31 protein-coding genes are annotated in these 26,421 nt (G+C 66.0%); 18 read left to right on the top strand and 13 right to left on the bottom strand.

The features are described 5' to 3' along the window. Positions 1 to 241: 241 nt before the first annotated feature. From mgrA to L880_RS0107625, 11 genes are all read left to right on the top strand, one after another. Positions 242 to 1,285 carry an L-glyceraldehyde 3-phosphate reductase gene (gene mgrA, locus L880_RS0107675; protein WP_027475177.1) on the top strand — a complete coding sequence of 348 codons (1,044 nt, stop codon included), beginning with the start codon at positions 242 to 244 and terminating at the stop codon, positions 1,283 to 1,285. 43 nt (positions 1,286 to 1,328) lie between these two features. After that, complete coding sequence (locus L880_RS0107670; protein WP_027475176.1) at positions 1,329 to 1,514, top strand: hypothetical protein; 186 nt, start codon at positions 1,329 to 1,331, stop codon at positions 1,512 to 1,514. A gap of 286 nt (positions 1,515 to 1,800) precedes the next feature. Continuing rightward, positions 1,801 to 2,775 carry a Bug family tripartite tricarboxylate transporter substrate binding protein gene (locus L880_RS0107665; protein ID WP_027475175.1) on the top strand — a complete coding sequence of 325 codons (975 nt, stop codon included), beginning with the start codon at positions 1,801 to 1,803 and terminating at the stop codon, positions 2,773 to 2,775. Positions 2,776 to 2,933: 158 nt separating this feature from the next. Further along, the gene (locus tag L880_RS0107660) at positions 2,934 to 3,443 is read left to right on the top strand and encodes an ABC transporter ATP-binding protein (RefSeq protein ID WP_051443147.1); all 510 of its coding nucleotides are present in this window, start codon (positions 2,934 to 2,936) and stop codon (positions 3,441 to 3,443) included. Positions 3,444 to 3,599: 156 nt separating this feature from the next. Continuing rightward, positions 3,600 to 4,580, top strand: a complete 981-nt coding sequence (locus tag L880_RS31930; protein ID WP_051443146.1) for an AraC family transcriptional regulator — start codon at positions 3,600 to 3,602, stop codon at positions 4,578 to 4,580. 99 nt (positions 4,581 to 4,679) lie between these two features. After that, on the top strand, positions 4,680 to 5,240 hold the full coding sequence (locus L880_RS0107650; RefSeq protein WP_027475173.1) for a carboxymuconolactone decarboxylase family protein: 561 nt from the start codon (positions 4,680 to 4,682) through the stop codon (positions 5,238 to 5,240). Then, positions 5,237 to 6,376, top strand: a complete 1,140-nt coding sequence (locus tag L880_RS31925) for an acyl-CoA dehydrogenase family protein (protein ID WP_043328831.1) — start codon at positions 5,237 to 5,239, stop codon at positions 6,374 to 6,376. The genes L880_RS0107650 and L880_RS31925 overlap by 4 nt, the downstream gene beginning before the upstream one ends. Positions 6,377 to 6,384: 8 nt before the next feature. Further along, the gene (locus L880_RS0107640; protein ID WP_027475172.1) at positions 6,385 to 7,191 is read left to right on the top strand and encodes an ABC transporter ATP-binding protein; all 807 of its coding nucleotides are present in this window, start codon (positions 6,385 to 6,387) and stop codon (positions 7,189 to 7,191) included. 35 nt (positions 7,192 to 7,226) lie between these two features. Continuing rightward, entirely contained in the window at positions 7,227 to 8,468 is a 1,242-nt protein-coding gene (locus tag L880_RS0107635; protein ID WP_027475171.1) for an ABC transporter substrate-binding protein, read from the top strand. Beyond that, a complete protein-coding gene (locus L880_RS0107630; protein WP_027475170.1) occupies positions 8,465 to 9,235 on the top strand; it encodes an ABC transporter permease in 771 nt (256 codons plus the stop codon). Before L880_RS0107635 ends, L880_RS0107630 begins: the two co-directional genes overlap by 4 nt. Positions 9,236 to 9,396: 161 nt before the next feature. Further along, positions 9,397 to 10,362 carry an aliphatic sulfonate ABC transporter substrate-binding protein gene (locus tag L880_RS0107625; RefSeq protein ID WP_027475169.1) on the top strand — a complete coding sequence of 322 codons (966 nt, stop codon included), beginning with the start codon at positions 9,397 to 9,399 and terminating at the stop codon, positions 10,360 to 10,362. On the opposite strand, the gene L880_RS0107620 is transcribed toward L880_RS0107625, so the two are convergent. From L880_RS0107620 to L880_RS0107605, 3 genes are all read right to left on the bottom strand, one after another. Continuing rightward, positions 10,363 to 10,782, bottom strand: a complete 420-nt coding sequence (locus tag L880_RS0107620; protein WP_051443145.1) for a 6-carboxytetrahydropterin synthase — start codon at positions 10,780 to 10,782, stop codon at positions 10,363 to 10,365. After that, positions 10,779 to 11,411: a 7-carboxy-7-deazaguanine synthase gene (queE, locus tag L880_RS0107615; RefSeq protein ID WP_027475167.1), complete on the bottom strand. Its 633-nt coding sequence runs from the start codon at positions 11,409 to 11,411 to the stop codon at positions 10,779 to 10,781. The genes L880_RS0107620 and queE overlap by 4 nt, the downstream gene beginning before the upstream one ends. A 266-nt stretch (positions 11,412 to 11,677) precedes the next feature. Beyond that, on the bottom strand, positions 11,678 to 12,016 hold the full coding sequence (locus L880_RS0107605; RefSeq protein WP_027475166.1) for a hypothetical protein: 339 nt from the start codon (positions 12,014 to 12,016) through the stop codon (positions 11,678 to 11,680). Positions 12,017 to 12,502: 486 nt separating this feature from the next. On the opposite strand from L880_RS0107605, the gene L880_RS0107600 reads away from it, so the two are divergent. Then, on the top strand, positions 12,503 to 12,838 hold the full coding sequence (locus L880_RS0107600; RefSeq protein ID WP_157462697.1) for a type IV pilin protein: 336 nt from the start codon (positions 12,503 to 12,505) through the stop codon (positions 12,836 to 12,838). A gap of 101 nt (positions 12,839 to 12,939) precedes the next feature. Here the strand turns inward: L880_RS0107600 and L880_RS36300 are convergent, their stop codons facing one another. From L880_RS36300 to L880_RS34305, 4 genes are all read right to left on the bottom strand, one after another. After that, positions 12,940 to 13,680: a helix-turn-helix transcriptional regulator gene (locus L880_RS36300; protein ID WP_051443144.1), complete on the bottom strand. Its 741-nt coding sequence runs from the start codon at positions 13,678 to 13,680 to the stop codon at positions 12,940 to 12,942. Between the two features lie 282 nt (positions 13,681 to 13,962). Next, positions 13,963 to 15,504 (bottom strand): amidase, encoded by a 1,542-nt coding sequence (locus tag L880_RS31915; RefSeq protein ID WP_051443143.1) that lies wholly within the window; start codon positions 15,502 to 15,504, stop codon positions 13,963 to 13,965. A 53-nt stretch (positions 15,505 to 15,557) separates the two neighbouring features. After that, a complete protein-coding gene (locus tag L880_RS0107585) occupies positions 15,558 to 16,559 on the bottom strand; it encodes a Bug family tripartite tricarboxylate transporter substrate binding protein (RefSeq protein WP_027475164.1) in 1,002 nt (333 codons plus the stop codon). Positions 16,560 to 16,691: 132 nt separating this feature from the next. Beyond that, positions 16,692 to 17,249, bottom strand: coding sequence for a DUF2799 domain-containing protein (locus L880_RS34305; protein WP_169737734.1), 558 nt, complete (start codon positions 17,247 to 17,249; stop codon positions 16,692 to 16,694). A gap of 210 nt (positions 17,250 to 17,459) precedes the next feature. On the opposite strand from L880_RS34305, the gene L880_RS0107575 reads away from it, so the two are divergent. The 4 genes from L880_RS0107575 (at position 17,460) to L880_RS0107560 (ending at position 20,670) form a co-directional block, all read left to right on the top strand. Beyond that, a complete protein-coding gene (locus tag L880_RS0107575; protein ID WP_027475163.1) occupies positions 17,460 to 18,371 on the top strand; it encodes a LysR family transcriptional regulator in 912 nt (303 codons plus the stop codon). Between the two features lie 209 nt (positions 18,372 to 18,580). Then, the gene (locus L880_RS0107570; RefSeq protein ID WP_084461114.1) at positions 18,581 to 19,510 is read left to right on the top strand and encodes a LysR family transcriptional regulator; all 930 of its coding nucleotides are present in this window, start codon (positions 18,581 to 18,583) and stop codon (positions 19,508 to 19,510) included. A gap of 177 nt (positions 19,511 to 19,687) precedes the next feature. After that, entirely contained in the window at positions 19,688 to 20,281 is a 594-nt protein-coding gene (locus L880_RS0107565; RefSeq protein ID WP_027475161.1) for an outer membrane lipoprotein, read from the top strand. Between the two features lie 68 nt (positions 20,282 to 20,349). Continuing rightward, positions 20,350 to 20,670, top strand: coding sequence for a DUF2845 domain-containing protein (locus tag L880_RS0107560; protein ID WP_027475160.1), 321 nt, complete (start codon positions 20,350 to 20,352; stop codon positions 20,668 to 20,670). A 130-nt stretch (positions 20,671 to 20,800) separates the two neighbouring features. On the opposite strand, the gene L880_RS0107555 is transcribed toward L880_RS0107560, so the two are convergent. Together L880_RS0107555 and L880_RS0107550 are read right to left on the bottom strand one after the other, a co-directional pair. Then, the gene (locus L880_RS0107555) at positions 20,801 to 21,274 is read right to left on the bottom strand and encodes an RES family NAD+ phosphorylase (RefSeq protein ID WP_027475159.1); all 474 of its coding nucleotides are present in this window, start codon (positions 21,272 to 21,274) and stop codon (positions 20,801 to 20,803) included. Then, entirely contained in the window at positions 21,271 to 21,738 is a 468-nt protein-coding gene (locus L880_RS0107550; protein ID WP_027475158.1) for an antitoxin Xre/MbcA/ParS toxin-binding domain-containing protein, read from the bottom strand. The genes L880_RS0107555 and L880_RS0107550 overlap by 4 nt, the downstream gene beginning before the upstream one ends. A gap of 34 nt (positions 21,739 to 21,772) precedes the next feature. Between L880_RS0107550 and L880_RS36020 the strand changes: the two genes are divergently transcribed. Together L880_RS36020 and L880_RS0107545 are read left to right on the top strand one after the other, a co-directional pair. Beyond that, the gene (locus L880_RS36020; protein ID WP_169737729.1) at positions 21,773 to 21,955 is read left to right on the top strand and encodes a hypothetical protein; all 183 of its coding nucleotides are present in this window, start codon (positions 21,773 to 21,775) and stop codon (positions 21,953 to 21,955) included. A gap of 4 nt (positions 21,956 to 21,959) precedes the next feature. Next, positions 21,960 to 22,253, top strand: a complete 294-nt coding sequence (locus L880_RS0107545) for an amidohydrolase family protein (RefSeq protein ID WP_027475157.1) — start codon at positions 21,960 to 21,962, stop codon at positions 22,251 to 22,253. Here L880_RS0107545 and L880_RS35535 read toward each other — a convergent pair. The 4 genes from L880_RS35535 to L880_RS0107530 form a co-directional block, all read right to left on the bottom strand. Further along, the gene (locus tag L880_RS35535; protein ID WP_157462695.1) at positions 22,241 to 22,399 is read right to left on the bottom strand and encodes a hypothetical protein; all 159 of its coding nucleotides are present in this window, start codon (positions 22,397 to 22,399) and stop codon (positions 22,241 to 22,243) included. The two genes, L880_RS0107545 and L880_RS35535, sit on opposite strands and share 13 nt — an antisense overlap. Next, positions 22,396 to 23,460 (bottom strand): PDDEXK nuclease domain-containing protein, encoded by a 1,065-nt coding sequence (locus L880_RS0107540; RefSeq protein ID WP_027475156.1) that lies wholly within the window; start codon positions 23,458 to 23,460, stop codon positions 22,396 to 22,398. Before L880_RS0107540 ends, L880_RS35535 begins: the two co-directional genes overlap by 4 nt. 253 nt (positions 23,461 to 23,713) lie before the next feature. Next, positions 23,714 to 25,204: an L-piperidine-6-carboxylate dehydrogenase gene (gene amaB, locus L880_RS0107535; protein WP_051443164.1), complete on the bottom strand. Its 1,491-nt coding sequence runs from the start codon at positions 25,202 to 25,204 to the stop codon at positions 23,714 to 23,716. 234 nt (positions 25,205 to 25,438) lie between these two features. Beyond that, a complete protein-coding gene (locus L880_RS0107530) occupies positions 25,439 to 26,290 on the bottom strand; it encodes an IclR family transcriptional regulator (RefSeq protein WP_027475154.1) in 852 nt (283 codons plus the stop codon). Between the last annotated feature and the right edge of the window lie 131 nt (positions 26,291 to 26,421).

The raw sequence follows: 26,421 nt of genomic DNA, 5'->3' as shown, positions 1-26,421 counted from the left end.
GGGGCAGGCCACCCGCCAGGGCGACCCGAGTTGAGCGCCGGATTCTCAACAAGCCCGCACCGGCCGAAAAGATGCCACGCACCAAGGCGCGATACAGCTGGGTTATCGGCGCGCCTCAGGCCCTGACGACCGCCTCATGCGCAGAGCGACTATCCATGCGCCCAAATATTCGCCCCGGCCCAGCCCAGGCTTTCTATATTGGGCACCCAGGCGGATTGACCGCCATCCACCCAGAACCCCCATGACCCGCTACCTTGCCGCGCCCGATCGCTACACCCGCATTCCCTACCGCCGCACCGGCCGCAGTGGCCTGCAACTGCCTGCCCTCTCCTTGGGCCTGTGGCACAACTTCGGCGACACCACGCCGCTGAGCACCCAGCGCGAGTTGCTGCGCACCGCCTTCGACCTGGGCATCAACCACTTCGACCTGGCCAACAACTACGGCCCGCCCTATGGCAGCGCCGAGACCAACTTCGGCCGCCTGTTGCGTGAAGATTTCAAACCCTACCGCGACGAGCTGATCATTTCCAGCAAGGCCGGCTGGGACATGTGGCCCGGCCCCTATGGCCAGGGCGGCGGCAGCCGCAAGCACGTGCTGGCGAGCCTGGATCAGAGCCTGCAGCGCCTTGGCCTGGACTACGTGGACATCTTCTACTCACACCGCTTCGACCAGCACACCCCGCTCGAAGAAACCGCCTCGGCCCTGGCCCAGGCTGTGCAGCAGGGCAAGGCCCTGTATGTGGGCGTGTCGTCCTACTCGGCCACCAAGACCCGTGAGATCGCCGCCCTGTTGCAAAGCTGGAAGGTGCCACTGTTGATTCACCAACCGGCCTACAACCTCTTCAACCGCTGGATCGAGAAAGACCTGCTCGATGCCACCGACGAACTGGGCGCCGGCGTGATCGCCTTCACCCCGCTGGCCCAGGGCCTGCTCACGGACAAGTACCTCGACGGCACACCGGCCGACGCCCGCATCAACCGCCCAGGCGGCCAGTCGCTCAAAGCGGCCCACCTCTCAGAAGCCAACCTGGCCCGCGCCCGCGCCCTGCGCGAAATTGCACGCCGGCGCGGCCAGAGCCTTGCCCAACTGGCGCTGAGCTGGACGCTGCGCGACCCGCGCGTCACCTCGGCCCTGATCGGCGCCAGCACCGCCGAACAAGTGCGCGAAAACGTGGCCGCCCTGAGCCACGCCCCCCTGAGCCCCGCCGAACTGGCTGAGATCGATCAGCACGCGGTGGAAGGCGGCATCAACCTCTGGGAAAAGCCCTCGACCGACTGGGCCTGAGCCCCTCCTCAAACCGCAAGCCCTTCACCAGAAGAACACGCCCATGCCACAGACCCTCCAAGCCGTGTCGGCGCCCCACCTGCCCCTTCACGACGAACCTGCACCCAGCCTCGACCACCCCAACCTTTGGCTGGACCTGGCCCAGGCCCTGGGCATTGCGGTGCTGCTGGTCAGCGCCCTGTTCCTGATCATGGGCTTCCTGATCATGCCCGGCACTCCCGGGGTGTGATCCAAGTGATCTCTGACTATCGTTATGCAAGCTCCTTCGTTCACGCAAGCCGGGCTTGATGCGACAGTAGAACCCAAGCAACGATGAGTTGAAGCCCACGGACCAGCAAACCGGATTTCATCTCATCGGCACCGAATGGCTCGCGGGGGTGAGCTATGTCCGGCCCACAGACCGGACCTTCCTGATGGCCGCCAGAAGTCTCTTTCTGGCGGCCTTTTTTTGTGTCCAGGCGCCGCCTGGCATGCTGGCTAGAATCTCGGCCAGCCCCCTCAGAAGGAGACACTCCGTGCCCATCCCCCGCAGAACTGCACTGACCCTGCTCGCCCTGGCGGCCGCCAGCGCACCAGCCCTGGCGCAAGACAGCAAGTACCCCAGCAAGCCCGTGACCCTGGTCGTGCCCCAGGTGGCCGGCGGGGCCAACGACGCGATCGCGCGCATCGTGGCGCAGAAACTGTCTGAGACATTGGGCCAGCAGTTCATCGTGGACAACCGCCCCGGCGCCGGGGGCAACATCGGCACTGCGGCCACGGCCCGGGCCAAAGCAGATGGGTACACCCTGCTGCTGACGGCCGACAGCGCCTATGTGATCAACCCGGCACTGTACAAGTCCACCGGCTTCGACCCCTTGAAAGACTTCGAGCCCGTGGGCACGGTGGCCTCGTCGGGCTATGTGGTGGTGGCCAACAACCATTTCGCGCCCAACAACATCGCCGAGCTGATCACGGCCGCCAAGGCAGCACCCGGCAAGATCAACATCGCGTCGGCCGGCAATGGCACGGTCAACCACCTGTTCGGCGAGATGCTGGGCAAGGCTGCCGGCATCGACATGACCCATGTGCCCTACAAGGGCGCCTCGGCCGCGGTGACCGATCTGGTGGGGGGCACGGTGCAAGTGTCGGTGCAAAGCCTGCCCTCGTCCATTGCCTTCATCAAAGGTGGCAAGCTCAAGGTGCTGGCCGTGGTGAACGAAAAGCGCATCGCCGCCCTGCCCGACGTGCCCACCGTGGGCGAGACCGTGAAGAACCTGGGCTACACCCCCTGGTACGGGGTGTTTGCACCGGCTGGCACGCCCAAGGCCATCGTGGCCCAGTTGCAGGCCGCCATCGGCCAGGTGCTGGAGGCGCCCGATGTGCGCGAAAAGCTGGCCGGCATCGGTTGCGAGCCCTTGAAGATCGGGCCCGAGCCTCTCGCCGCCCTGATCCGCAAGGAGCTGCCGCGTTGGGCCAAGGTGGTCAAGGAAGCCGACGTCACCCTCGATTGACGAAACAAGTTCACTGACTTCTCACAGAACTTTACCGTTGCATTGCCACGGTGGCCGCCTGCCGCGCCAGACAGAGCCAAGACCGCCGATACACTGGACCAGCCCCTTTTCAGGGGCTTTTTCTTTGCTGCCCGCAAGCTTGTCTGTGGGCCCCGGCCATGTCTGTCTCACTTCCAATCCTCTGTCGCCTGCGGGCCTGCTCCTGGGCCTGCACTGCGGCCTGGGCGCTCGCGCTTGCGGGCCATGCCTCTGCCCAGAACGCAGCGCCCAACCAATGGACGCTGTCCCTCTCGCCCTTCACCCAGCACTGGCACGACGACCCGGCCCACCGCCACGTCTACCTGGCCGGCCTGGAGCGCTCCGGGCCTGAGGGCAGCTTCACGGGCCTGAGCCTGTTCCGCAACTCCTTTGGCCAGCCCGCCGCCTACGCCTACCGAGGCTGGCAATGGCAGCCCTGGGCGGCGTACCCGGCCCTCTACACCAAGCTCAGCGTGGGCGTGATCTATGGCTACCTGCCGCCTTACAACGACAAGGTGCCACTCAACTACCACGGCTTTTCGCCGGGCCTGATCCCGGCACTGGGCTACCGCCTCGGCAAGCGTGATGCGATCCAGATCAACCTGCTGGGCACGGCGGGCTTCATGCTGGCCTACAACCACGACCTTTGACGGCCGGGCGATGGGGCCCACGCAGGGGCCATTTTTCGTGCTTGCTTATGCGTTTTTCAAACAACGCAGGCAGGCCGGGCTGCAGACAATCGCGGGCACAAGGCCCGTGCAGTGACCAGAAACAGCGCCTGGCCTGCACCTCTGCCCACACACCCCATGCCCCACATCGCCCCCCACACACCCGCCACACCCACCGATGCGGTCCACCTGGACCACAGCGTGGAGCAATTGCTCAGCGGCCTGCAGTGGCAGGGATTCGATCTGCATGTGGGGCAGTACTGCGGGCCCTGGACGGCCTCCACCGCAGGCCACCAACGGGCCAGCTTTCACCTGGTGCTGCAGGGCCATTGCCACCTGCACCGGCCAGGCCTGCCCAGCGTGCACCTGGGGCCCCGTGACGGCGTGTTTCTGCTGCAGGACCAGCCCCACCACCTGTCACCCAGGCCCACGCCGGACACCCCCCGCCAGCCTTCGCCCGCCATGCAAAGCCTGCGCGATGTGACTGAAGCCGGTACCGGCCTGGCCTGTGGCTTTTTTGAATTCAAAGGCGCCTACAGCCAGTTGCTGCTCGGCACCTTGCCGGCCCAGTTGGTGGTGCGCGCCGGCAGTGCCCCCGCCAACCAGCTCGATGCCCTGTTCACACTGCTGCTGGCCGAGGCCCATCAGTCGCCTTACCCAGCACTGCAGGGTGACTCACCGGTCGCACGGCGGCTGATCGAGCTGATCTTCTTCCAGGTGCTGCGCCAGCACGCCCGCAGCCAGGCGGCCCAGGGGCTGTGGTCGCTGGTCAGCGAGCCCGCCCTGTTGCCCCTGCTCGAGGCCCTGATGCGCCAGCCCGAGCTGGACTGGACGGCCGACACCATGGCCCGCCACGTGCACATGTCGCGAGCCCGGTTCTTCCGGGTGTTCACCCAGGCCTGCGGACAAAGCCCGGCCCAGTTCCTGGCCAGCCTGCGCATGCAATTGGCGGCGCGGCAGATCGACCGGGGGGCCAACCTGGCCCGCACGGCCCAGGCCGTGGGCTACCAGTCGTATGCAGCGTTCTCACGCACTTTCAAGAAGGTGATGGGCCAGCACCCCGGTGGCTACCAGCAACGCGACCCAGCCCGCCTGCTCACCGCCATCCGAGACGCTTGAGCATCAAAGCGGGACGGCTGAAGGGGCGAGAGAGGTAACAAACGGTAGACAATTCAGTATCGGCGTAACAGCCTTCATTCCTCCCACCGCCTTCAAGCCATGACCCGTCTGCCCCTGCACACCCTCGAAACCGCCCCCGAAGCCAGCCGCCCTTTGGTGCAACAGGCCCTGAACAACAACGGTTTTCTGCCCAACCTGATCGGGGTGCTGGCGAATGCGCCCGCCGCCCTAGAGACCTACTTCACCGTGTCGGGCCTGAACGCCCGCGCCAGCCTGAGCCTGGCCGAGCGTGAGGTGGTGCAGATCACCGCGGCGCGCCTGCATGGCTGCGAGTTCTGCGTGGCCGGTCACACCTCGGTGGCGCTCAAGAAGGCCCAACTGGACAAACTCACCGTGCAGCAATTGCACCTGGGCGGGAGCACCGGCAACACCCGCCTGGACGCCGTGGCCCGCTTCACCGCCGAGGTGATCGCCTCGCGTGGCAATGTGGGCGACGGCGCCCTGGCCGACTTCGTGGCTGCGGGCTTCGAACCGGCCCAGTCTCTGGAAGTGGTGCTGGGGGTCAGCCTGGCCACGCTGTGCAACTTTGCCAACAACCTGGGCCGCTCGCCCATCAACCCCGAGCTGCAAGCCTTTCGCCCCGGAGCACTGAACGCATGAGCACGAGCCGCCTGTTGCCCCAACCCTTGCTGAACTGGCTGCAGCAACACGCCGACGCCCTCGACCAGGGCCAGGGCCCGGCCGATGAGCTGGTACCCCGCCTGGGCCAGGCCGGCCTGCTGCGCCTGGGTGTGCCCAGCGCCCTCGGCGGATCCGATGGCACCATCGGCGACGCCATCGAGGCCATCGCCCAGGTGGCCGAACATTCGCTGACAGCCGCTTTTGTGTTCTGGGGCCAGCGCACCTTCATCGACTACGTGGTGAACGGCGAAAGCCCTGCTCTGCGCGAGCGCTGGCTGCCCACCCTGCTGACAGGCGAGTTGGCCGGTGCCACCGGGCTGTCGAATGCGATGAAGTTCCTGTCGCAGATCGAGCAGTTGCAGATCCAGGCCAAACCCAACACTGACACCGAGCAGCCCAGCGGCCTGCGCCTGGATGGCGGCCTGCCCTGGGTCACCAACCTGCAGCCCCAGGGATTTGTGGTGGCTGCGGCCGTGGACATGGGCCCGGGCCAGCCCCCGGCCGTGGTGGCCATCGAAAGCGGGCGCACCGGCCTGCAACGCACGCCCGATCTCGGTCTGGTGGCCTTGCGCGACAGCCGCACCGCCGCGCTCAAGCTGAAGGATGTGGTCTTGCCGGCCGATCAGGTGCTGGCCCGCAATGGCCCCGACTACCTGCGCCGCATCCGCCCCCACTTCCTGGGCATGCAATGTGGCATGTCGATCGGGCTGGCCCGCGCCGCCCTGGCCGCCAGCCGTGCCGCCTGTGGCCCGCGCACCAGTCTACAGGCGCCCTTGCAGGCGCTGGAGCAAGATCTGGCGCAGGCCACTGCCGCGTTGCAGGCCGGTGTGGCCTCGGGCCAATACGCCAGCCAGGCGGCGCCCTTGTTCGAGCTGCGCATTGCGCTGGCCGGACTGGTGCAGACTGCCGTGCAGCTGGAGCTACAGGCCACCGGTGGCCGCGCCTACCTGCAAGGCCAGGCCCCGGGCTTTGCCCGCCGCTGGCTCGAAGCCGCCTTTGTGCCCGTGGTCACGCCCAGCCTGACCCAGTTGCAGGCCGAACTGGCGCGCCAACGCGCCCAGGCCGCACCGAGCGCACCGAGCGGGCAGCTTGCACCCGCCGTGGCGACCGCCTGACGCCCGCCATGAGCAGCACGCTCCCACCCAGTGCCGCCACCGCTGAACCCGCCCTGCGCGCCCAGGGCCTGAGCCGCCGCTGGCCCGGCCGGCCGGTGCCGGTGTTCGGCCCGCTGGACCTGCAAATCGCCCCGCGTGAAATCGTCTGCCTGCTGGGCGGCAGCGGCTGTGGCAAATCCACCCTGCTGCGTGCCCTGGCGGGCCTGGAGCCGCCCCATGAAGGCCGCGTCGAGTTCATGGGCCAGCCCCTCACCCAACCCCACCCGAGGGCGGTGGTGGTGTTCCAGCAGCCCAGCCTGCTGCCTTGGCTGAATGTGCAGGCCAATGTGGGCTTCGGGCTCGATTTCAAGCACCAGCCCGCCACCCGCCGGCCCGACCGCGAGCGCCGCATCAACGAGGCCTTGGCCGCCGTCGGCCTGGCCGGCAAAGGCGGGCTGTACCCCAACCAGTTGTCAGGCGGCATGGCCCAGCGCGTGGCGCTGGCCCGCGCACTGGCGCGCGAGCCCGCCCTGCTGCTGGCCGACGAGCCCTTCTCGGCGGTCGACGCCATCACCCGCACCGAGCTGCAAGACCTGCTGGTCGAGGTGGTGCACCGCTGGCACAGCGCCGCCTTGCTGGTCACCCACGACATCGACGAGGCCCTGCTGGTGGCCGACCGCATCGTGCTGATGGGCGGCCACCCCGGTGAACCCGCCCGCCTGGTGCGCGAATGGGCCGTGGGCCTGAGCCGCCCGCGCCTGCAACACCCGGCCGAACTGACCCGGCTGCGCCTGGACATCCTGGCCGCCCTGCAAGACCTGCGGGCCGCGCACTGACGCGCCCCGCCCACCCACTTCCCTACGGATTGACCATGAACCTCGACCCACGCCCGAACTACCAGCACCTGTGCGCCAGCGCCGACTGTGGCTGCGGCATGACCCGGCGCGACCTGTTGCGCCTGGGCGCACTGACCAGCGCCAGCGTGGTCGCCCCCTTGCTGAGCGCCGGCGACGCCCGGGCCCAGACCTTCAAGGGCGACGACCAGCCGGTGCGCATCGGCTACCTGCCCATCACCGATGCCACCCCGCTGCTGGTGGCCCACCAGCGCCGCCTGTTCGAGGCCGAAGGGCTGCGCACCGAGGCGCCGCGCCTGTTCCGCTCGTGGGCCCAGTTGGTGGAGGCCTTCATTGCGGGGCAGGTGAACGTGGTGCACCTGCTGTCGCCCACCACCCTGTGGGTGCGCTACGGCAGCAAGTTCCCGGCCCGCGTGGTGGCCTGGAACCACGTCAACGGCTCGGCCCTGACCGTGGCCAACGACATCCAGTCGGTGGCCCAGTTGGAAGGCAAGACGGTGGCGATCCCGTTCTGGTATTCGATCCACAACATCGTGCTGCAGCAGCTGCTGCGCCAGCACGGCCTGACCGCCGTCAACCGCCCGCGCGGCGAGGCCCTGAAGCCTGGCCAGGTGAACCTGGTGGTGCTGCCGCCGGCCGAGATGGTGTCGGCCCTGGCCGCACGCTCGGTGGCGGGCTTCATCGTCGCCGAGCCCTTCAATGCCGCGGCCGAGAACCTCAAGGTGGGCCATGTGCTGCGCTTTGTGGGCGATGTCTGGAAGAACCACGCCTGCTGCCTGGTGACCCTGGCCGAGCGCGATCTGGTCGAACGCCCCGAGTGGGCCCAGCGCGTGACCAACGCCCTGGTCAAGGCCCAGCTCTGGACGCGCAACAACCAGTTGGAGACAGCCAAGCTGCTGTCCAACACTGGCGAGGGCAAGTACACACCGCATGCCCTGCCCGTGCTGTCCAAGGTGCTGGCAGCCACCGACTACAGCGAGTACGAGAAGGCCGGCATCGTCAAGAACAAAGGCTGGAACCAGCGCCGCATCGACTTCCAGCCCTACCCCTACCCTTCGTACACCGAGCAGTTGGTGCGCTCGCTGCGCGAGACCACGGTGGAAGGCGACACCCGCTTCCTGCAGGCGCTCGACCCCAGCTTTGTGGCCCGTGACCTGGTGGACGACCGCTTTGTGCGCCAGGCCCTGCAAAGCGTGGGCGGCCTGCCCGCCTTCGGCCTGAGTGCCGACTTCACCCGCCGTGAGGTGCTGGGCGCATGAAAGCCTGGTTGGCACGATTGGGCTGGCCCCTGCTGGGTTTTGCCGGGGCGGGTGTGCTGTGGCAAGTCGGGGCTGGCCATCTGTCGGATGTCGAGGCCATCAACCAGGCGTTCTCGCCGCAGGCCGGCCTGAGCACCCTGGTGGCCCTGCTGGGCGAGGCCAGCTTTTGGGGCCACATCGGCACCAGCCTGCAGCGCATCGGCCTGGCCCTGGCGGGCGCCTTGCTGATCGGGCTGCCGCTGGGTTTGCTGAGCGGGCTGTCGCCGCGCTTTGCGCGCATCACGGGCACGCTGTTCCAGTTTCTGCGCATGGTGTCGCCACTGTCGTGGATGCCGCTGGCCGTGATGGCCCTGGGCCTGGGCAATGGCGCGGTGGTGTTTCTGCTGGTGTTCGCCGGGGTCTGGCCCATCGTGCTGAACACCGCCGCCGGTGTGGCCGCCCTCGACCGGCACTGGCTGCAACTGGCCGCCAGCCTGTCGGCCACCCACTGGGAACTGATCAGCCGCGTGGTGCTGCCGGGCATCCTGGCCCATGTGCTCACGGGCTTCCGCCTGGCCTTGGGCGTGGCCTGGATCGTGTTGGTGCCGGCCGAGATGCTGGGGGTCTCGTCAGGCCTGGGCTACTTCATTCTCGATGCCCGCGATCGCCTGGCCTACCAGGAGCTGACCGCCGCCATCGTCGTGATCGGCGCGCTGGGCTTTGCCCTGGACAGCCTGGCCCGCACCCTGATCGGGCGCTGGACCCACGGCGGGCCCAGGCAACAGTGACCCTGCCCAGGCGCGCTGTGCTTATGCGCACAGCGCGCTAGCAACGGCGAAATGAGCGCATGCAAGAGACGCCCTGGCGGCTAGGCTTGGGCCCACAAGCCAGCGTGGCTGGCCTATGGGCCACCGACTGGAACCCCCACCGCCCACACGCCTCTTTGCCCATGACCGACACCCCGACCCGACGCCGCCTCTTGCAGGCTGGCCTGGCCTTGCCCGGCACCTTGTTGCTGAACCCTTTGCAGGCCGCTGAAGCCGATCGCCTGCGCATCGGCTACCAGAAGTCATCCACCCTGATGATCTACCTGAAGTCCAAGGGCGTGCTCGAAAAGGCACTGGCGCCCTGGAACGTGGCGGTGCAATGGCACGAGTTCAACTCGGGCCTTCCCCTGCTGGAGGCCTTGAATGTGGGCGCCATCGACCTGAGTGCCGACGTGGCCGATGCCGTGCCGCCGTTTGCACTGGCCGCCGGCGCACAGCTGACCTACTACGCGATCGAGACCCCCTCGCCCCAGGCCCAGGCCATCGTGGTGCGCAAGGATTCGCCCGTGACCAGCGTGGCCCAGCTCAAGGGGCAGAAGGTGGCCTTTGCCAAAGGCGCAGGGGCCCATTACCTGCTGCTGGAGGCGCTGGCGCGCAACGGCCTGAGCATCCAGGACATCGAGCCGGCCTACCTCAGCCCGGCCGACGCCCGCGCCGCCTTCGAGACCGGCAAGGTGGCGGCCTGGGTGATCTGGGACCCCTTCCTGGCGGCCGTGCAGCGCCAGTCGGGCGCCCGCGTCCTGGTCGATGGCACCCGGCTGTCGGCCTACCGGCGCTTTTACCTCGCGGCCACACCCTACGCCCAGCGCCGCCCCGATGTGCTGGGGCTGGTGTATGGCGAGCTGCAGCGCGCCGGCAACTGGATCAAGCACAACCCCAATCAGGCGGCCGAATGGCATGCCCCGGTGATCGGTCTGGACGCGGCCACCGTCGAGGTGGCCAACCAGCGCCGCAGCTACCAGGTGCAGCCGCCCGACGCCGAAGCCCTGGCCGAGCAGCAGCGCATTGCCGATGCCTTCAGCCAGGCCCAGATCATTCCGCGCAAGGTGCGCATTGCCGATTCGCCGGTGTGGCGGCCGGCCAGCTGATCAGGCAGCTGCCCAGCGCAGGGTGCAACGGTCACCCACCGCCTGGCGCTCCACCGTGATGGCGCTGAGCTGGGGCAGCACCGGGGCCAGTTGGCGGCCGATGAACAGGCACAGGTTCTCCAGCGTGGCGGGGCCCAGACCGGGTACCTCGTCAAGAAAGTGGTGGTCGAGCTGCTCGCGCAGGCGGGCGATCTCGGCCCGCACAAAGCCCAGGTCCACCACCATGCCGGTGGCGGGGTCGGGGGCACCGCTCACATGCACCTCGGCGTGGTAGGTGTGGCCATGGATGCGGCGGCTGCCTTCCGCCTCGATCTGGCGTTGCAGGGTGTGCGCGGCGTCAAAGAAAAAGCGCTGCGACAACTCGAACACCGCGCCCGTGCGTGGGAAGGGGGTGGCAGGGCTTGCAGGGGTGGAGCTCATCGGATGTCCAGAACTTTGTGGGTTTGCACCGACAGGCGCCAGCGGGGCTGGGCCTGGCAGTAGGCGATGCAGGCGCGGGTGTTGGCGCGCTGCTCGGGGTTGTCCATGGGCTGCAGCAGAAAATGCTCGAAGTCCAGCGCCTGCAGCTCGGCCGGGTCCAGCCCGGGCTGCGGGTAGACCAGCTTGAGCTCGTGGCCGCTGCGCTGCACCAGGGGCGCGCCGGCCTTGGGGCTGACGCAGATCCAGTCGATGCCCGGCGGGGCGAACAGGCTGCCATTGGTTTCCACCGCGATCTCAAAGCCTTCAGCGTGCAAGGCCTGGGTCAGGGCCTCATCGACCTGCAGCAGGGGCTCGCCCCCGGTCAGCACCACATAGCGGTGGCCCTGCCCTTCGGGCCACTGGGCCGCGATCAACGCGGCCAGGGCCTGGGCATCGGCAAACTTGCCGCCCAGGGTGCCATCGGTGCCCACGAAGTCGGTATCGCAGAAACGGCACACGGCCGTGGCGCGGTCGGCTTCACGCCCGCTCCACAGGTTGCAGCCCGCAAAGCGGCAGAACACCGCGGGCCGGCCGGCGCGCAGGCCTTCGCCTTGCAAGGTGTAGAAAATTTCCTTCACGGCATAGCTCATGCCAACACCTCCAGAGGTGTTGCAAGGCCCAGGCCGGCGACCAAACGATGGTGTGAATCGGACGGGGAGCGAAAAACGACAGGCAGCCGCACGGAGTGCGGCAACGAGGTTTTGAACATGGTGTTCCTCTACATGGCCCCGGGCGTGAACGACATGAACCTTGGCCGGGGCGGCAAGGTGCGGTATTTTAAGCGATGAACGGTTGGTGCCCTGCCAAAGCCGCCGGCCCACCTCACTCGCTCAGGGGCTGCACCAGCTCGGCTCCCTCAGCGGGCACGCCAACGGGCCCACAAGCGGCTCCACCAACCCATCGGCTCAGTACCGCGGCCAGCCTGGCGCCTCGCACTGCGGACCTTGCGCCGGTTGGACAGCCGGGCCGAGGGGGGTTTGGCCAACTCCCAGTTCCGGACAGCCTGCGTCGTCACCGTGCCCAGGTCGGAGTCGTATTGGTTGATCTCGCTGATCACAAAGTTCTCGGCCACCAGGGTCTCGGCACGGGCCCCTTCGTGATGGAAGCTGTCCTCCAGACGGTTGTACAGATCAACATCGTTGCCCTCGGGTGCAACCGAATCCAGAAACTTGACCTCCAGGCCCACTGATTTCATCTTTCCTCCACGGACTGTTCGCTCCAGCGCACCCGGCACAGCCCGGATCTCGCCTTTTGCAAAGTCTCATCTGGACACCCGTGGTTCAGCAACTATCAAATTTGATGGCCTTGGGCTTTCAGAAATGGCTCAGGCACCTTTCTTTGAGCCAGATCAACCCTCACGCGGACACGGGTCAAGGCCGTGCCGCCCTCTGGGCAAGGCGTGTCGCCAGAAGATCACTATCAAAACTGATAGTTGTGAGCGCCACCCGTCTATGAAAAATCACAAGCTGGCAGCACACCCACCCGAGTACCCCACTGGAGTGCCCCACTGGGTGCGCCCCTTGCTGCGTTTGTCCCAGCCGGAAGGCCCATGAAAGCATTGAGTTTGAGTTCCCACAAACCACAGTCACCCGCCCCAACCGACCTCCCAGAGCCCACATCGTTCATCCAAGGCTGGATTGAAGTCTGCCTGTGCCTGGCCATCTTCGGGATGGTGTTTGCCATGGTCCTGCCCACGTTGAAGAGCACCACTGCGCCCAAGCCGGTGGACCGTGCTGCGGCCTACCTCAAAGCCATGGCTGAAGTGCTGGAGCGCGGCTACCAACAGACCCAGAGCTACCCGCAGATCACCCGCATGCCCCTGCCTGATCTGGCCGCCTTGCAGGGCGGAGAACGCGACAGCCAAACCGCTTCGACCTACCTCTTCGAACTGAACTCGGAGCCACAGGCCTACACCTTGACGGCCACGGCCCAGAACGGCTTGCGCTGCGTCCTCACATTGAATCAGGCACACATCCGCACGGCCACCGGGCCCGACTGCGGCAAGGTTGCGTGGTGATCGTCCAACCCGCAGCGCAGATACCGGGCGCCTGTAGACCAGCCCCGGGACACGCCAAAGCCCTTCAGACCGTGCCGTGGCGCAGGGCCGGCGTCGTGGCCTCAACCACCACCACGCAAATCGACCCACCCCCGTGACAAAGCCAGTGCCACCGCATGGGCTTTGGACGCCGCATTCATTTTGGCGATGGCATTTTTGAGGTGAAAAGCCACCGTTGCTTCAGACACCGACAAAATCAGTGCGGTGTCAGCACCCGTTTTACCCAGAGCGGCCCATTTAAGACACTCCAGCTCACGCGGAGTTAATGTCTTGTTCTTGATGCGTTCGAGTGAATTCTTGAATATACGCATCAAGGCAACACGACTGGCCGCCAATATCAAGCGGGTGGCGTTGGCCAGCTCGGACTCGGCCTCGGGTGATACACGTTGCTGTGTGAGTGAGAGCACCAGACGGTGCGGCAGACCCACGCCCACCGGAAACTCCATCACCTGACGGAGTTCAATCTGCTGCCCGCTGGGCGACTCCAGCATCTGGATGTCCGTGGACGGACGCTTCGAGGAGGCTTCGCACTGCTGGGCAGGCGCAAGTTCGGCGCGTGAGGCCGCACCAAAGAGGAAATCCGTGTCTTGTGCCTCGGCGGCGGGCCCCTGCCCTTCTTCGACCGTGGAAAACCACAGGCGCCGCGCCTCGCCAGAGATGGACCAATACTCCACCAGCAAGTCCAGCTGCGCCACACCGAGCATGCAGGCCATGTGCATCAGTTGATTGCGCAAATCCACCAGATGGATGGCCTTGGAGAGCAACGATATTCTGGAAATCAGCGCAAGTTCAGTCGGAGGCATACAGGGTAAAGCATCTGCCTCGCACCTTCAAAATGAGAAACCGGCGGCCCCGCGAATCCTGCGCGGCCCATCAGCAGTCAAATTTGAAGCTCAAGTGCTAAAAATCAATTGAAACCAGGCCCTGTTTGAATCACGGGCCGGCCAGATTTTAGCCACAATTTGAATCACTTCTTTTGAAGATGAGTGATATTCAAAGGGATGCGCCACATCACGGTCAGGCCGCTCATGCCGGGATGAAGCCGCAGTGGATGCCTGCCCTGGGCCGGGCAGGCCGCGCCGCCGTCAGACCACCGACTGTGCGCCCCCCACCAGACCCACTTCGGCCGTGTGCGGCACCTGGGGCGGGTGGGTCACGATGCTGTCCAGCGCCGGCACCGGTGGCTTGAGTGCGGCCAGATCGGGCAGAGGGCGGCGCAGCACGGGCGAGCCCGCAAAAGCCTGCTCCAGGGCACGCGAGGCCGAGAGCAGCTCCAGATCACCTCGGAAGCGGCCCACCACCTGCAGCCCGAAGGGCATGCCCAGCGGATCGGTGCCGCAAGGCAGGCTGATGGCCGGGTGGGTGGTGAGGGTGATCACATAGGTCAGGGCCAGCCAGCGGTAGTAGTTGGCCTGAGCCTTGCCATCGATCATGTCCGCGTGCGGCAGCGTCCAGGGGAAGGGCGACACCGGCGTGGTGGGCGTGAGCAGCAGGTCGTAGTCGGCGTACACGGCCTGGAAGCGATTCAGGATGCGGGTCTGCTCGGCCTGGGCCCAGGCGCTGTCGAGCAGGCTCATGCGCATGCCGATCTCATAGTTGGCGCGCGGGTTGGGGCCCAGGCTGGCGGGGTCGCGCTCGTAGGCCTCGCGTGTGCCGGCCACAAAGGCCTCGGCGCGCAGCACGTCAAAGCAGCGGTGCACATCGCCCAGTTCCAGCTTCACCTCGTCGCAGCGGGCGAACAGGTGGCGCATGGCCTCGATCTTGGCCAGGAAGGTGGCACGGATGAGCGGGTCCACATCGCACGAGCCCAGGTCGGTGCTGTAGGCCACGCGCAGGCGGCCCAGATCGCCCATGGGGGGGCGCAGAAAGCTCAAGGGGTCGAGCGGGTAGCTCAGCGGATCGCCCGGGTGCATGCCGGCCGAGGCCGCCATCTGCAGGCAGGCATCGTCCACCGTGCGCCCCATGGGGCCGACCACCGAGATGGGGGTCCAGCCCAGCAGCTTGCGCACACTGGGCACCACGCCGGGCGAGGGGCGCAGGCCCACCACACCGCATTTGGCCGCCGGGATGCGCAGCGAGCCGCCGGTGTCCGAGCCGGTGCACACCGGCAGCATGTCAGTGGCCAGGGCCGCGGCCGAGCCACCGGAGGAGCCGCCCGCGTTCAGGTTCGGGTTGAAGGGGTTGCCCGTGGCGCCCCACACCGGGTTGCGCGAATTGGCGCCGGCCCCCATCTCGGGCACATTGGTCTTGCCGGTGACGATGGCGCCGGCCCGGCGCAGCCGGGCCACCAACTCGATGTCTTGCGCCGGGATGTTGTTGCGGTAATTGGGCGAGCCGAAGGTGCTCAGCAGCCCGGCGGTGGGCTCCAGGTCTTTCACGCCCAGGGGCAGGCCATGCAGCAGGCCCAGGGGCTCGCCCCGCAGCACGGCCTGCTCGGCCGCCCGGGCCTCGACCCGGGCACGGTCATAGCACTTGGCGGTGACGGCGTTGATGCTGGGGTTGACGGTTTCGATGCGCTCGATGCAGGCCTCAAGCAGTTCGACGGGTGAAATCTGGCGTTGGGCGATCAGCTCGCGCAATTCGACAGCAGAGCGGGTGACGAGGTCGGCAGAAGAAGATGCGGTCATGGGCAGGGCTTGGGATGAACGTCGTGAAGGTCGTGAACAGAGGGGCTGCGGCCTCAATCGGCCTGGATGTTGGCGCGCACGGCAGTGGCGCGCATCAGCGGCAGTTCACTCTCGATCAGGGCACTGGCTTCGGCCGCCGTGGAGAAACTGGGCTCCAGGCCCTGGTCGCTCAGGGCCTTGCGCACACCCGGGTCGGCCAGGGTGTCGCCCAGCGCCTTTTGCAGCTTGGCCTTGATCGGTGCGCCGACACCGCGCGGTGTCAGCAACATCACCCAGGAATCGAGCTTCACGTCGGGGTAGCCCGATTCTGCGAAGGTGGGCACGTTCGGCAAGGCCGCCAAGCGCTTGGACGAAGCCACGGCAATCGCGCGGATCTTGCCGGTCTTGAGCTGGGGCAAGGTGGCGGTGACGGTGTCAAAGGCCAGCGGCACCTGGCCGCCCAGCAAGTCGGTCATGGCGGGGGCACTGCCCTTGTAGGGGATGTGGGTGACCTTGAGGCCCATGGCATAAAAGGCCATTTCCGCCACGAAGTGGGAGCTGGTGCCGGCACCAAACGAGGCGTACGAGTACTTGTCTGGCGCGGCCTTGACCGCCGCCTTCAGCTCGGCCAGGTTCTGCACCGGCACCTGGGCATTGGCCAGCAGCACCAGGCCGGCGCGGGTGATCATGCCGACGGGCTCGAAGCTCTTGACCGAGTCATAGGGCAGGTTCTTGCGCACCGCGGGGTTCAGCGTGAGCGTGGAGCCCGGGCCCATGAACAAGGTGTAGCCGTCCGGGGCAGCCTTGGCCACATAGGCCGCGCCGATGGCGGTGCCTGCGCCGGGCCGGTTGTCGACCACGATGGTGGCGCCCAGGCGCTCGCCCAGCTTGGGCGCGATGGCGCGCGCCACCACGTCGGTGCTGCCCCCCGGTGGGAACGGCACCACCAGCGTGATCGGGTGGGCGGGGTAGACCGCCTGCGCACCCGCCAGGCCGGTACACAGGGCCCATGCCGCCAGGCCCAGGGTGTTCAGAGTGGCACGGCGGTTCAGGACAGAAGAAAAGGACAGCTTCATGGCGCAGGCTCCAGACGACTTGAAAGGGTTGTTCCAAGCCATGTTAGGCAGGCCTGCACCTTCCAGCAACGGCAATCCAAACAAACCTGCGTTGCGAATCACGCAACCCATCCGGCGCCAAGGCGCCGTGGCTCAGCGCACGCGGTCCAGGTTGTATTCGGCATCGCGCACCCGGTCGCGGGCGCGGCGCAGGTTGCGGTCGTTGTCCGACAAGTCGTCGCGCAGCTTCTTTCGGGCGTCGTCGCTGCCAGCATTGCGCAGCTTGTTTTCCAGTTCGATGCGGCGGTTGTCCAGGTAGCGCACCTGTTCACGCGAATCGCGCACCTCGCGCCCCACGTTGACGCGGCGTCGGAACTCTCCATCGATGGCCGCCGGGCAGACGCCGTTGTAGTACTTGCCGTCCAAGCCCAGACGGGTCGCATTGGGCAATTGGCAGTAGCTGTACAGCCCCTGATCGCGTCCGGCCATGTAGGCCCGGGTGTCCACCACCACCTTGGCTTCGGCACAGTCCTTGGACAGGTCGTTGAGCTTGGACAGCGGCTCGCCGGCCATGCCATCGCGCAGGCCCACATCGTTCCAACGGGCCAGCTTGCACTCTTCCACGCTCATGGTGGAGCAACTGGCCAACAGGCCCAAGGCCGCGATGGCAAGCCAGAACATCAACTTCTTCATGTGCTTCATATGCTTCATGGGTATTTCTCCTCCTAGGATGGTTGCTCGGCCCACTGGGCTCGATCGATGTATCGGTGTGTGCGAGCCCCGCAAGGCCTCACCCCCGCGCCGATGATAGGAGATCAGATACATTAAGTTGCAATTCTGGCCAGCGCGCCGTCTGCTTAACATGTCGGCCTCGATCGCTTGCGCCGCACCGCGCCCTGTTTTCCGATGAACCGCCCCGCCATGAACCACCAAGCCCTGCAAGACACCTCCTTGCGCTACTTTCTGGAGGTGGTGCAGACCGGCTCGGTGACCGAGGCGGCGGCACGCCTCAATGTGGCCCCCTCGGCGGTCAGCCGGCACATCGCCCGGCTGGAGGCCGAACTGGACACCCTGCTGTTCGAGCGCCGCGCCCGCGGCATGGTGCCCAACGCCGCCGGCGAACTGCTGGCCACGCATGCACGCCGTGCCTGGCAGGACATCGAGCGGGTGGCCGACGAGATCCAGTCGCTGCGCGGTCTCAAAAGCGGCGTGGTGCGGGTGGCCTGCACCGAGGGCTTCGCCTCTGAGTTCGTGCCCGGCCTGATTGCCGGATTCCAGCGCCAGTACCAGGGCATCCGCTTCGGCATGCAGGTGAGCCTGCAGGCCCAGGTGCCCGAGAAAGTGCGCCAGGGCGAAGTCGACATCGGCATCACCGTGAGCACGGTGTCCGAGCGCGGCATCAGCGTGGCGCTGCGTCACCCCTCGCCCATCATCGCCGTGCTACACCCCGAGCACCCGCTGGCGGGCCGCAGCCAGCTCTCGCTGGCCCAGTTGGTGGGCCATGCCGTGGCACTGCCAGGGCCAGACTCCACCCTGCGCCAGCTGTTCGACATCAGCTGCAGCCGTCAGAGCCTGGACTTTGAAGCGGTGTTCGAATGCGACCGGCTCGATCCCTGCCTCTCTTTCGTGCGCGCAGGAGGCGGCATCACGTTGAACGGTGAATTGGCCCTGCGCGAGCGCCTGCGGCGCGGCGAGGTGGTGGGCATCCCCTTGCGCGACCGCGAAATGAACGAGCGCCATTTCGAGGTGCAAACCCTGGCCGGCCGCACCCTGCCCCGGGCCGCCAAAGCCTTTCTGGAGCACCTGCTGGAGGCGCTGGGCCGACCGGGTTGAGACCCGCGGCGCACAAGGCAACCTTGCCCCGGGCAGGGGCCTGGCGCACCTCAGCCCTCTGCCCAGCCGCAGGCATCCGAAGCTCAGCCCATGAAGCTGCACCAGACGCCTTGGCGAAAGCCGCTGCGCCTGCTCTGCGTGGCAACCAGGGCTGAGCCACAATAGGCCGGCGGCCTGGGTGAACCCGAGCCGGTCACCCACCGATCGCCATGAACCAACTCGACTCTTTGCGCGCCTTGCTGGCCGTCAACGATCTGGGCGGCTTTGCCGCCGCAGCCCGGGCCCTGGACACCTCACCCGCCAAGGTGACGCGCCTGATCCAGGACCTGGAGAGAACCCTCAACACCCGACTGCTGCAGCGCACCACACGCACCCTGTCCCTGACCGAGGCGGGCGAACTCTACATCGCCCGCATACGCCCGGTGATCGATGCGCTGGACGCCGCCAACGACGAGGTCAGCACCAGCGGGCGCCTGCCCAGCGGGGTGTTGAAGGTGCGATCGTCATTGGACTTTGCCGCAGCCCAGTTGATCCCGCGCGTCTCACGCCTGCAGCGGCTTTACCCCAAGCTCGAAGTGGAGATCAACACCAGTGACCGGCTGCTCGAGTCACCCGATCTCGAATCTGACCTCACCATGCTGTTCTCACGCAACGGCCTGGCTGACGGGGATTTTGTGGCCCGAAAGCTGGGCATGACTTCGGGTGTGATGTGCGCATCGCCCCAGTACCTGAAGATCCACCCGGCCCCCAACCATCCCTCGGAGCTGGTGCGTCACGAATGTCTGCTGCCTTCGGGCAAAGACCTGCCTCATTCCTTTCTGCTGGCCTCGGTCGACCCCCATGACCCCCAGCAGTTCGAGTTCCGCCCCGGGCCGGCCAAATTCCACTCCAACAGCTCGGAAGCGCTCTACCACGCCGCCCTGCAAGGCCTGGGCTTGGTGGGCATGCTGTCGGTGCACGCCCAGCCTTACATCCGCAGTGGCGCCTTGGTGCGCGTGCTGCCGCAATGGATCGGCGAACGCTGGCAGGTGTGGGCGGGCTACGCGGGGCGCCGGCACGTGCCACGCAAGGTCCAGGCTTTTCTGGAGTTTCTGCAGACCGAGTTTGGCGATCCGGAACTGGACCCCTGGCTGGTCTGACGGATTCAGCCACCGGCAAAAGGTTTGAATCCCGATATTCCTGCAAGGCCTGAAGGGATTCCCTGCCAAGGCGTTCAGGCGGGTGATATGGGATCGCGAGACATACTCACTGTTACATTCAAAATTGATAGTAACAGGCATGTAAGCGTAAGATTCAAATCATTTTGTGAGGTCATCATGCGCCCATCCTTTCTGCATTCCTTCTTGTTGAGCGCCGTAGCCTTGGCCATGGCCTCGTCCGTCCAGGCCCAGGCACCCGCCGACACGCAACAAGCCAAGAACCGTTACAAGCAAGACTTGCAGATCTGCGCCAGCGAGACCAGCGCCGACAGCCGCATGCAATGCAAGCGCGACGCCAAGACCGAATACGACCAGGCCCTGGCCAACCTCAAGGCCAGCCAACCCGTGACGGCGCCCGAACATGCGGGCCCGGCAGGCTGTGCAGACTGCGGCACGGTCAGCTCGGTCAGCCAGATCGAGCGCGAGGGCGAAGGCAGTGCCTTGGGCCTGATTGCCGGCGGCGTGGCCGGCGCGGTGCTGGGCCACCAGGTGGGGGGCGGCTTTGGCAAGGACCTGGCCACCGTGGCCGGTGCGGCGGGCGGCGCCTACGCGGGCCGCGAGGTCGAAAAGAAGGTCAAGAGCCACAAGATCTGGGTGGTCACGGTCCGATTCAACGGCAACAGCTCTCAACGCTATGAATTCCAGAACGACCCGGGTTTCAAGGTCGGCGACGCGGTCAAAAAATCGAATAAATCGATTGTTCGGCCCTGATAAGCATTTTTGCAGTTCGCCTGGGCCTGCCCAGAAATACCTGCTGCGCCGGCCCAGATAATCCACCCATGAAAATCTCTGCCATTTTCACCAGCGCGCTTCTGGCTGCGCTGCCCCTGCTGAGCGCAGCCCAGTCGCTGAAATGCGGCAACGACTTCACCCAACTCGGCATGAGCAAGCTCGATGTGCTGCAGAAATGTGGCCAGCCCCTGGCCACCGACAGCTTCTGCAAGCCCACCGACCCGGCGCGCCCGCCGGCCCAGAATGTGGCCGCCTGTGAGAAGGTGGAAGAACTGCTCTACAACCCGGGCTACGGGCAGTTCATGACCGTGCTTCGCTTTGAGAGCGGCGCCCTCAGGGAAGTGCGCTACGGCGACCGGGCCCGTTAGAGCAGGCTGTTGAAATACCTGCGGTCCGGGCGAATTTCCGCTTCGGCAATCGCATGACGACGCTCGGTACAGAAAGTTGACTTCAGGAAATTGAGCGGAAGACCGCAGGCACCAACTCGCCAGACAGCGATCAGGAGCGAAACAGCTTGTTGTACTCGAATGGCCGGACCACCTTTGCGGTGATCTTGGCCGACTCGGGGTGCAAGGGGTTGATGAGGGCTGCGAACTCTTCTGGCACGATCACCGACGGCACAAGCATGATGGGGCATCGCAGCGAAGTCAGCCAAGATGAGCCAACCTTGACACTAGCCCCGCCTGCCGGAATGGCCGACCAAGCTGGCGGCAGGGAGGTCAGCGCAGCCTCCTCATGCAGCGCCCACACCTCATCTGGCACGTCGATTTCAACCAGGAAACGGTTGAGCGGTAAGCCAGCATCATCAATGTGTGCAGCGGTTTCCAACACAGCGATGGCAATGGTGGGCGCGCTGTAGACGACGGCCTGTTTCTCCTCATTCCAGCGTCCTGGCGACACCGCCGCACCGCCTCCACTGAGGTCACTTGCAGGATATTTGCTCGTCTCAGCCGCGATGCGCCAAAGTTTCACAGGTAGGCACCGCTTCGGATGGCACCCAGCAACTGCGTCACGATCTGCAAGCCCGTGGGCGTGTCCAGGTAGTCGGCAGGCTTGCGCCCGCCCAGCGCCGCCTGTGGCCGCTCGATCCACTGACCCAACCACTTCACAGTGTCGAAGTTCCTGGCTTCGTCCGCGGTGCTGTCGTCCACGATGTCCTGGGCGATCCCCAGCAGCTTGATCATGCCGATGGCAGCCAGGCCCGCGCGGCCATCCACCAAGGCGCCTGCCGCTGATTTGCGCGCGGCTGTCGCTGGCGGGATGCGCAGCATGTCAAACACCCGAGAAGATGGCAGTGCCATTCGCTTGGACAGGTCGGTGATGAAAGTGCCTGCTACGCCCAGACGCTCCATCTCCACCATTTGCTCAGGCGTGGCCTCGTGCACCTGCTTGAGGTAGGCGTCCACGCCTTGGCTGCGCTTGTAGGCCAGTGTCAAGCCACTGGCAGCCCCTACCGGGGAGGAAGTTTTCGTGGAATGGAAGCCGGTGCTGGCTTTGCGGGCCCGGCTTGTCTGGCTGACGACCATGGGCGCGCCGGCCTGTGCACTTTTGATGGCGGCCCGCTTGGTGGCTGGTGTGCTTTTGCTGGGGGCAGTGGCCATGGAGTTTATCCAGTGCATTCAATCAATTGATAAGAAGTCTATTCTCATTTGAAAGAGTGCGCCAGCGAACCAGATCGCCTGCAGCAGCAGGTGGTGGTAGGGGTGGCCTTAACAGCCCGTTCCCCTTTGACGACACCCGCCCCTATGTCGATGCCCTGCTGCAGGCCTTCGGCCTGGAGCACTGCCTGTGGGCCTCGGACTGGCCGTGTCTGAAGGCCCCGTTCCGCCTGGACTACGGCCCCGTGCTCAAGCGCTGGGAGCGGCACTTCACCCGGGCCGAGTGGCAGCAGATCATGTGGGACAACCCGCTGCGGCTGTTTGGGTTCAGTGCGGCGGTTCAGCCGCCATAGGCCCTCAGGCTGGGCGGGTGTCCAACCGGGGCTTGCCCCGTGACGGGGAACGCCGAGCGGCAGACTGCCCGGCCGCAAAACAGATCACCCACCGATTCGATGACCTCGATCTGGTACGGCAGGCCGGATTCAAGATGCATTTTCATTCGTCCGACTCCGGTCGCTCTGCGCTCAGGCGCTGAGCGTCTTGCAATGCCTCCCGTTCGCGTTCGATTTCCTGGCGCAGTTCCTCTTCCGATGGCAAAACCAAGCGGTATTTGGTGGCGAACAGCTGCTCGCTTTCGTGCAGCACGGAGTAGCGAACGACCGATTTGTCTTTGTGCTCGCACAGCAGAATGCCCACGGTCGGGTTGTCGTCCGGCCCCCGCTTCAGGTCGTCATACATCCGCACATACATGTCCATTTGCCCAATGTCCTGATGCGTGAGTTTGTCGGTTTTCAGATCGATCAGCACAAAGCACTTGAGCAGGTAGTTGTAGAAGATCAGGTCCACATAAAAGTCTTGCGATTCCGTGCTGATGCGCTGCTGCCGTGCCACAAAGGCGAACCCTTTACCCAATTCCAGAAGGAAACCTTGCAATTTGTCCATCAAGGCTTGCTCTAGCCGGGACTCCAGCAATTTGCCCGTGCCAGGCAAGCCCAGGAACTCCAGCATCACTGGATCACGCACAAACTCACGGGGCGACTGCGGCAAGGCCGCCACGTTGCTGTCGGCCTCTTCCTTCACACCCACCTTGTCATCGCTGAGCAACAAACGCTCAAAATACATGGTGCCAATCTGCCTGTCTAAGGCGCGGGCACTCCAGTTCTGCTCGGCAGCCTCTTGGGCATACCAGTGTCTGGCCTTGCCATCGCCCACTCGCAACAGGGTTCGGTAGTGGGTCCAACTCAATTCGGTACGCACTGCGTCCCAAATTGGAAAGGCTAGGTAAAACGCTCGCATGTGACGCAAATTGCGCTCATCAAAGCCCCTGCCAAACTCACGGGCCAGCGCATCCGAAAGGCGAGGCAGCAGCTTCTTGCCGTAAGCGGCACGCGCCTCACCACCCTGCTCGAATTCAACAATGTGGCGGCCAATCTCCCAGCAGGTTTGCACCTGCACCATGTCCACAGCGCGCAAGGCGCGGTGGCGACCTTGCCGAATCAGACTACGCAGATCATCCAGCAGGCCCGTCAGTGGCATATGGCTAATTTGTGGCTGATCCATGCTCACAGGCTCCGCACTTGCTTGATGCCGTGCCGTTCGAGGAACGCGGCCCGATGGCTCTTGCCAACGTAGTTCTCGTCGTTCTCGTCGTTCTGTTTGCGCGAGCCTGTGAAAGGGGACTCACACCGCTGGCTGAGAATGCCATAGGGCCTCCGGGAGTTTTTCACAGTTTACGATCCCTGCCCCGGGTTGGCCCCGCACAGCCCCCACGCCATTGAAGCCGGTTCCAAGCCTCCCGGGGCCGCCGCCAGGCTCACCCCTCGACGTCGAACTTCACACCCTGGGCCAAGGGCAGCTCGCGCGAGTAGTTGATGGTGTTGGTGGCGCGGCGCATGTAGGCCTTCCAGCTGTCCGAGCCCGCTTCACGGCCGCCACCGGTTTCCTTCTCGCCGCCAAAGGCGCCACCGATCTCGGCACCGCTGGGGCCGATGTTGACGTTGGCAATGCCGCAGTCCGAGCCCACGGCCGACATGAAGCGCTCGGCCTCGCGCAGGTCCAGCGTGAAGATCGACGACGACAGGCCGGCGCCCACGGCGTTGTTCAGTGCAATGGCCTCGTCCAGCCCGGTGTAGCGCTGCACGTACAGGATGGGGGCAAAGGTTTCGTGCAGCATGGGGCCGGCTTGGGCCGGCATTTCCACCAGGGCCGGGCGGGCGTAGCAGGCCGCTTCGCCCGCTTCGGTCAGCACGCGCTCGCCGCCGTGCACCTGGGCACCCAGCGCGCGGGCCTGTTGCAAGGCCTGCTGCATGGCGGCCAGGGCGGCCGCGTCGATCAGCGGGCCCACCAGCACGCCGTCTTCGCGCGGATCGCCCACACGCACGCTGGCGTAGGCCTTGATCAGGCGCGGCACCAGGGCGTCATAGACCGAATCGTGCACAAACAGGCGGCGCAGCGTGGTGCAGCGCTGGCCGGCCGTGCCCATGGCGGCGAAGGCGATGCCACGCAGCGCCAGATCAAGGTCGGCACTGGGGGCCACGATGGCCGCGTTGTTGCCCCCCAGCTCGAGGATGGCGCGGGCAAAGCGGGCGGCCAGCTTGGGGCCCACGGCGCGGCCCATGGCGGTGGAGCCCGTGGCCGACACCAGGGCCACGCGCGGGTCGTCCACCAGGGCGGCGCCCACCTCGCGCTCGCCCAGCAGCAGGGGCAGCAGGCCCTCAGGCGCGCCGCCGAAGCGGGCCACGGCGCGCTGCACGATGGCCTGGGTGGCCAGTGCGGTCAGCGGGGTTTTCTCAGAGGGCTTCCAGACCACCGCGTTGCCACAGACCAAAGCCAGCGCCGCGTTCCACGACCACACGGCCACCGGGAAGTTGAAGGCCGAAATCACCCCGCACACGCCCAGCGGGTGCCAGGTTTCCATCATGCGGTGGCCGGGGCGCTCGGTGGCGATGGTCAGGCCGTGCAGCTGGCGCGACAGGCCCACTGCGAAGTCGCAGATGTCGATCATCTCCTGCACCTCACCCTCGCCTTCGGAGGGGCTTTTGCCCACTTCAAGCGTGACCAGCTGGCCCAGCAAGGCCTTGTGCGTGCGCAGCTCTTCGCCGATCAGGCGCACCAGCTCGCCGCGGCGCGGGGCCGGGGTTTCACGCCAGGCCAGAAAGGCTTGCTGGGCCTGGCCGACCACGGCCGCCACATCGGCGGCCTGTTGCAAGGGCAGTTGGGCCATCACCTCGCCGGTGATGGGCGAGCGCACCGGCAGGCCACCGGCCTGGCGGTACTGGCTGGGTGCCACGCCCAGGGCGCCCATCAGGCGGTCCAGCTCTTGCGGCGCCGGCGGAAAGCCGCTGGACAAGGGGGTGGAAGGGGTGGACTGGCTGGGGGTGCTGCTCATGGACATCTTTCGGGGAGGGGCTCGGAAGGCCGCACTATCGCGCAAACCGCGCGCCCTGCCTATCGACGTTTGAGAAAGACTTGATTCCTTCTGGGCATCAAGTCAGGCCACACCCTACCTGAATCAACAGCCTATCATTCTGATGATGCATCAAGGGGTGGCACCGGACTCTGGGGCCACCGGCTCCGACCAGGGCTCGGCCAGGCTTTGTGAGGGGCGGCGCAGCACCGGGTCGAAGGGGTTGATGCGCGGGCCGATCTGGGCCGCCTCGCGTTGCAGCAGGGCCACCACGGTGGGCAGGCGCTCGGGGTTGAGGCGGTCGGCAATCGTGCCCACGCTGAGGGCGGCCACGGCCCGGCCATCCGAGCCCAGCACCGGCACGGCCACCCCGGCCATGCCATCGAGCAAGCCGGTGTTGCGACCGGCATAGCCCAGTTGGCGCACCCGTTCGACCTCGGTGCGCAGGTACACCTCGTCGTACACCCCGAACTCGCGCACCCGCGACAGGTTGAAGCGGATCACCTCTTCGCGCTCTTCTTCGGGCAGGAAGGCCAGGATGGCCAGCGCGCCCTGCCCCACCCCCAGGGCCACCCGCCCGCCGATGTCACCCGTGAACGAGCGGATCGGAAACGGGCCCTCGGCCCGGTCCAGGCACACCGCATCAAAGCCGCTGCGCACCAGCAGGAACAAGGTGTCGCCCAGGCTGGCGCACAAGCGCAGCAAGGCCGGGCGGCACAGGGCGCGCAGCCCGCCGGTGTTGCCGGCCTGGGCGGCCAGGGCAAAAAAATCGACGCTCAGGCGGTACAGCTTGCTGCGCCCGTCCTGCTCGACCATGCCTTCGGCCACCAGGGCCTGCAGCAATCGGTGCGTGGTGGCCTGGGTCAGGCCCACGGCCTGCGCCAAATGGGTGACCCGTGCACCTTCCGGGGGCACGCGGCTCAGGGCCCGGATCACCGCAAACACCCGCTGCACACCGCCTGTGCCGGTTTCTGCTTCTGCCATCTTCACCTCGCTGGAATGGACTTGGGGCCATCATCCCCATTTATTTCATTTAACGGAATATTTTATAAATATCTTCTGTTTAATGGAATATCCCATTGTTTCAGGCCCGGCTATTGCAATAGATTGAAAAA

This window comes from Curvibacter gracilis ATCC BAA-807 (assembly GCF_000518645.1).
GTDB lineage: Bacteria > Pseudomonadota > Gammaproteobacteria > Burkholderiales > Burkholderiaceae_C > Curvibacter > Curvibacter gracilis.
The sequence above is the reverse complement of the archived record's forward strand: the minus strand, read 5'-3'. Positions and strand labels throughout refer to the sequence as shown.

Bases quoted from the DNA above. Each gene is read 5' to 3' on its own strand.
- L880_RS34305 (WP_169737734.1), bottom strand. From the start codon at position 17,249: ATGAAGCATATGAAGCACATGAAGAAGTTGATGTTCTGGCTTGCCATC.
- L880_RS0107585 (WP_027475164.1), bottom strand. From the start codon at position 16,559: ATGAAGCTGTCCTTTTCTTCTGTCCTGAACCGCCGTGCCACTCTGAAC.
- L880_RS0107625 (WP_027475169.1), top strand. From the start codon at position 9,397: ATGACCGACACCCCGACCCGACGCCGCCTCTTGCAGGCTGGCCTGGCC.
- L880_RS0107600 (WP_157462697.1), top strand. From the start codon at position 12,503: ATGGTCCTGCCCACGTTGAAGAGCACCACTGCGCCCAAGCCGGTGGAC.
- L880_RS0107575 (WP_027475163.1), top strand. From the start codon at position 17,460: ATGAACCACCAAGCCCTGCAAGACACCTCCTTGCGCTACTTTCTGGAG.
- L880_RS0107530 (WP_027475154.1), bottom strand. From the start codon at position 26,290: ATGGCAGAAGCAGAAACCGGCACAGGCGGTGTGCAGCGGGTGTTTGCG.
- L880_RS0107640 (WP_027475172.1), top strand. From the start codon at position 6,385: ATGAGCAGCACGCTCCCACCCAGTGCCGCCACCGCTGAACCCGCCCTG.
- L880_RS0107670 (WP_027475176.1), top strand. From the start codon at position 1,329: ATGCCACAGACCCTCCAAGCCGTGTCGGCGCCCCACCTGCCCCTTCAC.
- L880_RS31915 (WP_051443143.1), bottom strand. From the start codon at position 15,504: ATGACCGCATCTTCTTCTGCCGACCTCGTCACCCGCTCTGCTGTCGAA.
- L880_RS36300 (WP_051443144.1), bottom strand. From the start codon at position 13,680: ATGCCTCCGACTGAACTTGCGCTGATTTCCAGAATATCGTTGCTCTCC.
- L880_RS0107650 (WP_027475173.1), top strand. From the start codon at position 4,680: ATGACCCGTCTGCCCCTGCACACCCTCGAAACCGCCCCCGAAGCCAGC.
- L880_RS0107660 (WP_051443147.1), top strand. From the start codon at position 2,934: ATGTCTGTCTCACTTCCAATCCTCTGTCGCCTGCGGGCCTGCTCCTGG.
- L880_RS0107565 (WP_027475161.1), top strand. From the start codon at position 19,688: ATGCGCCCATCCTTTCTGCATTCCTTCTTGTTGAGCGCCGTAGCCTTG.
- L880_RS0107570 (WP_084461114.1), top strand. From the start codon at position 18,581: ATGAACCAACTCGACTCTTTGCGCGCCTTGCTGGCCGTCAACGATCTG.
- L880_RS0107630 (WP_027475170.1), top strand. From the start codon at position 8,465: ATGAAAGCCTGGTTGGCACGATTGGGCTGGCCCCTGCTGGGTTTTGCC.
- L880_RS0107605 (WP_027475166.1), bottom strand. From the start codon at position 12,016: ATGAAATCAGTGGGCCTGGAGGTCAAGTTTCTGGATTCGGTTGCACCC.
- L880_RS0107620 (WP_051443145.1), bottom strand. From the start codon at position 10,782: ATGAGCTCCACCCCTGCAAGCCCTGCCACCCCCTTCCCACGCACGGGC.
- mgrA (WP_027475177.1), top strand. From the start codon at position 242: ATGACCCGCTACCTTGCCGCGCCCGATCGCTACACCCGCATTCCCTAC.
- queE (WP_027475167.1), bottom strand. From the start codon at position 11,411: ATGAGCTATGCCGTGAAGGAAATTTTCTACACCTTGCAAGGCGAAGGC.
- L880_RS31930 (WP_051443146.1), top strand. From the start codon at position 3,600: ATGCCCCACATCGCCCCCCACACACCCGCCACACCCACCGATGCGGTC.
- L880_RS31925 (WP_043328831.1), top strand. From the start codon at position 5,237: ATGAGCACGAGCCGCCTGTTGCCCCAACCCTTGCTGAACTGGCTGCAG.
- L880_RS35535 (WP_157462695.1), bottom strand. From the start codon at position 22,399: ATGAAAATGCATCTTGAATCCGGCCTGCCGTACCAGATCGAGGTCATC.
- L880_RS0107635 (WP_027475171.1), top strand. From the start codon at position 7,227: ATGAACCTCGACCCACGCCCGAACTACCAGCACCTGTGCGCCAGCGCC.
- amaB (WP_051443164.1), bottom strand. From the start codon at position 25,204: ATGGGCGCCCTGGGCGTGGCACCCAGCCAGTACCGCCAGGCCGGTGGC.
- L880_RS0107540 (WP_027475156.1), bottom strand. From the start codon at position 23,460: ATGGATCAGCCACAAATTAGCCATATGCCACTGACGGGCCTGCTGGAT.
- L880_RS0107560 (WP_027475160.1), top strand. From the start codon at position 20,350: ATGAAAATCTCTGCCATTTTCACCAGCGCGCTTCTGGCTGCGCTGCCC.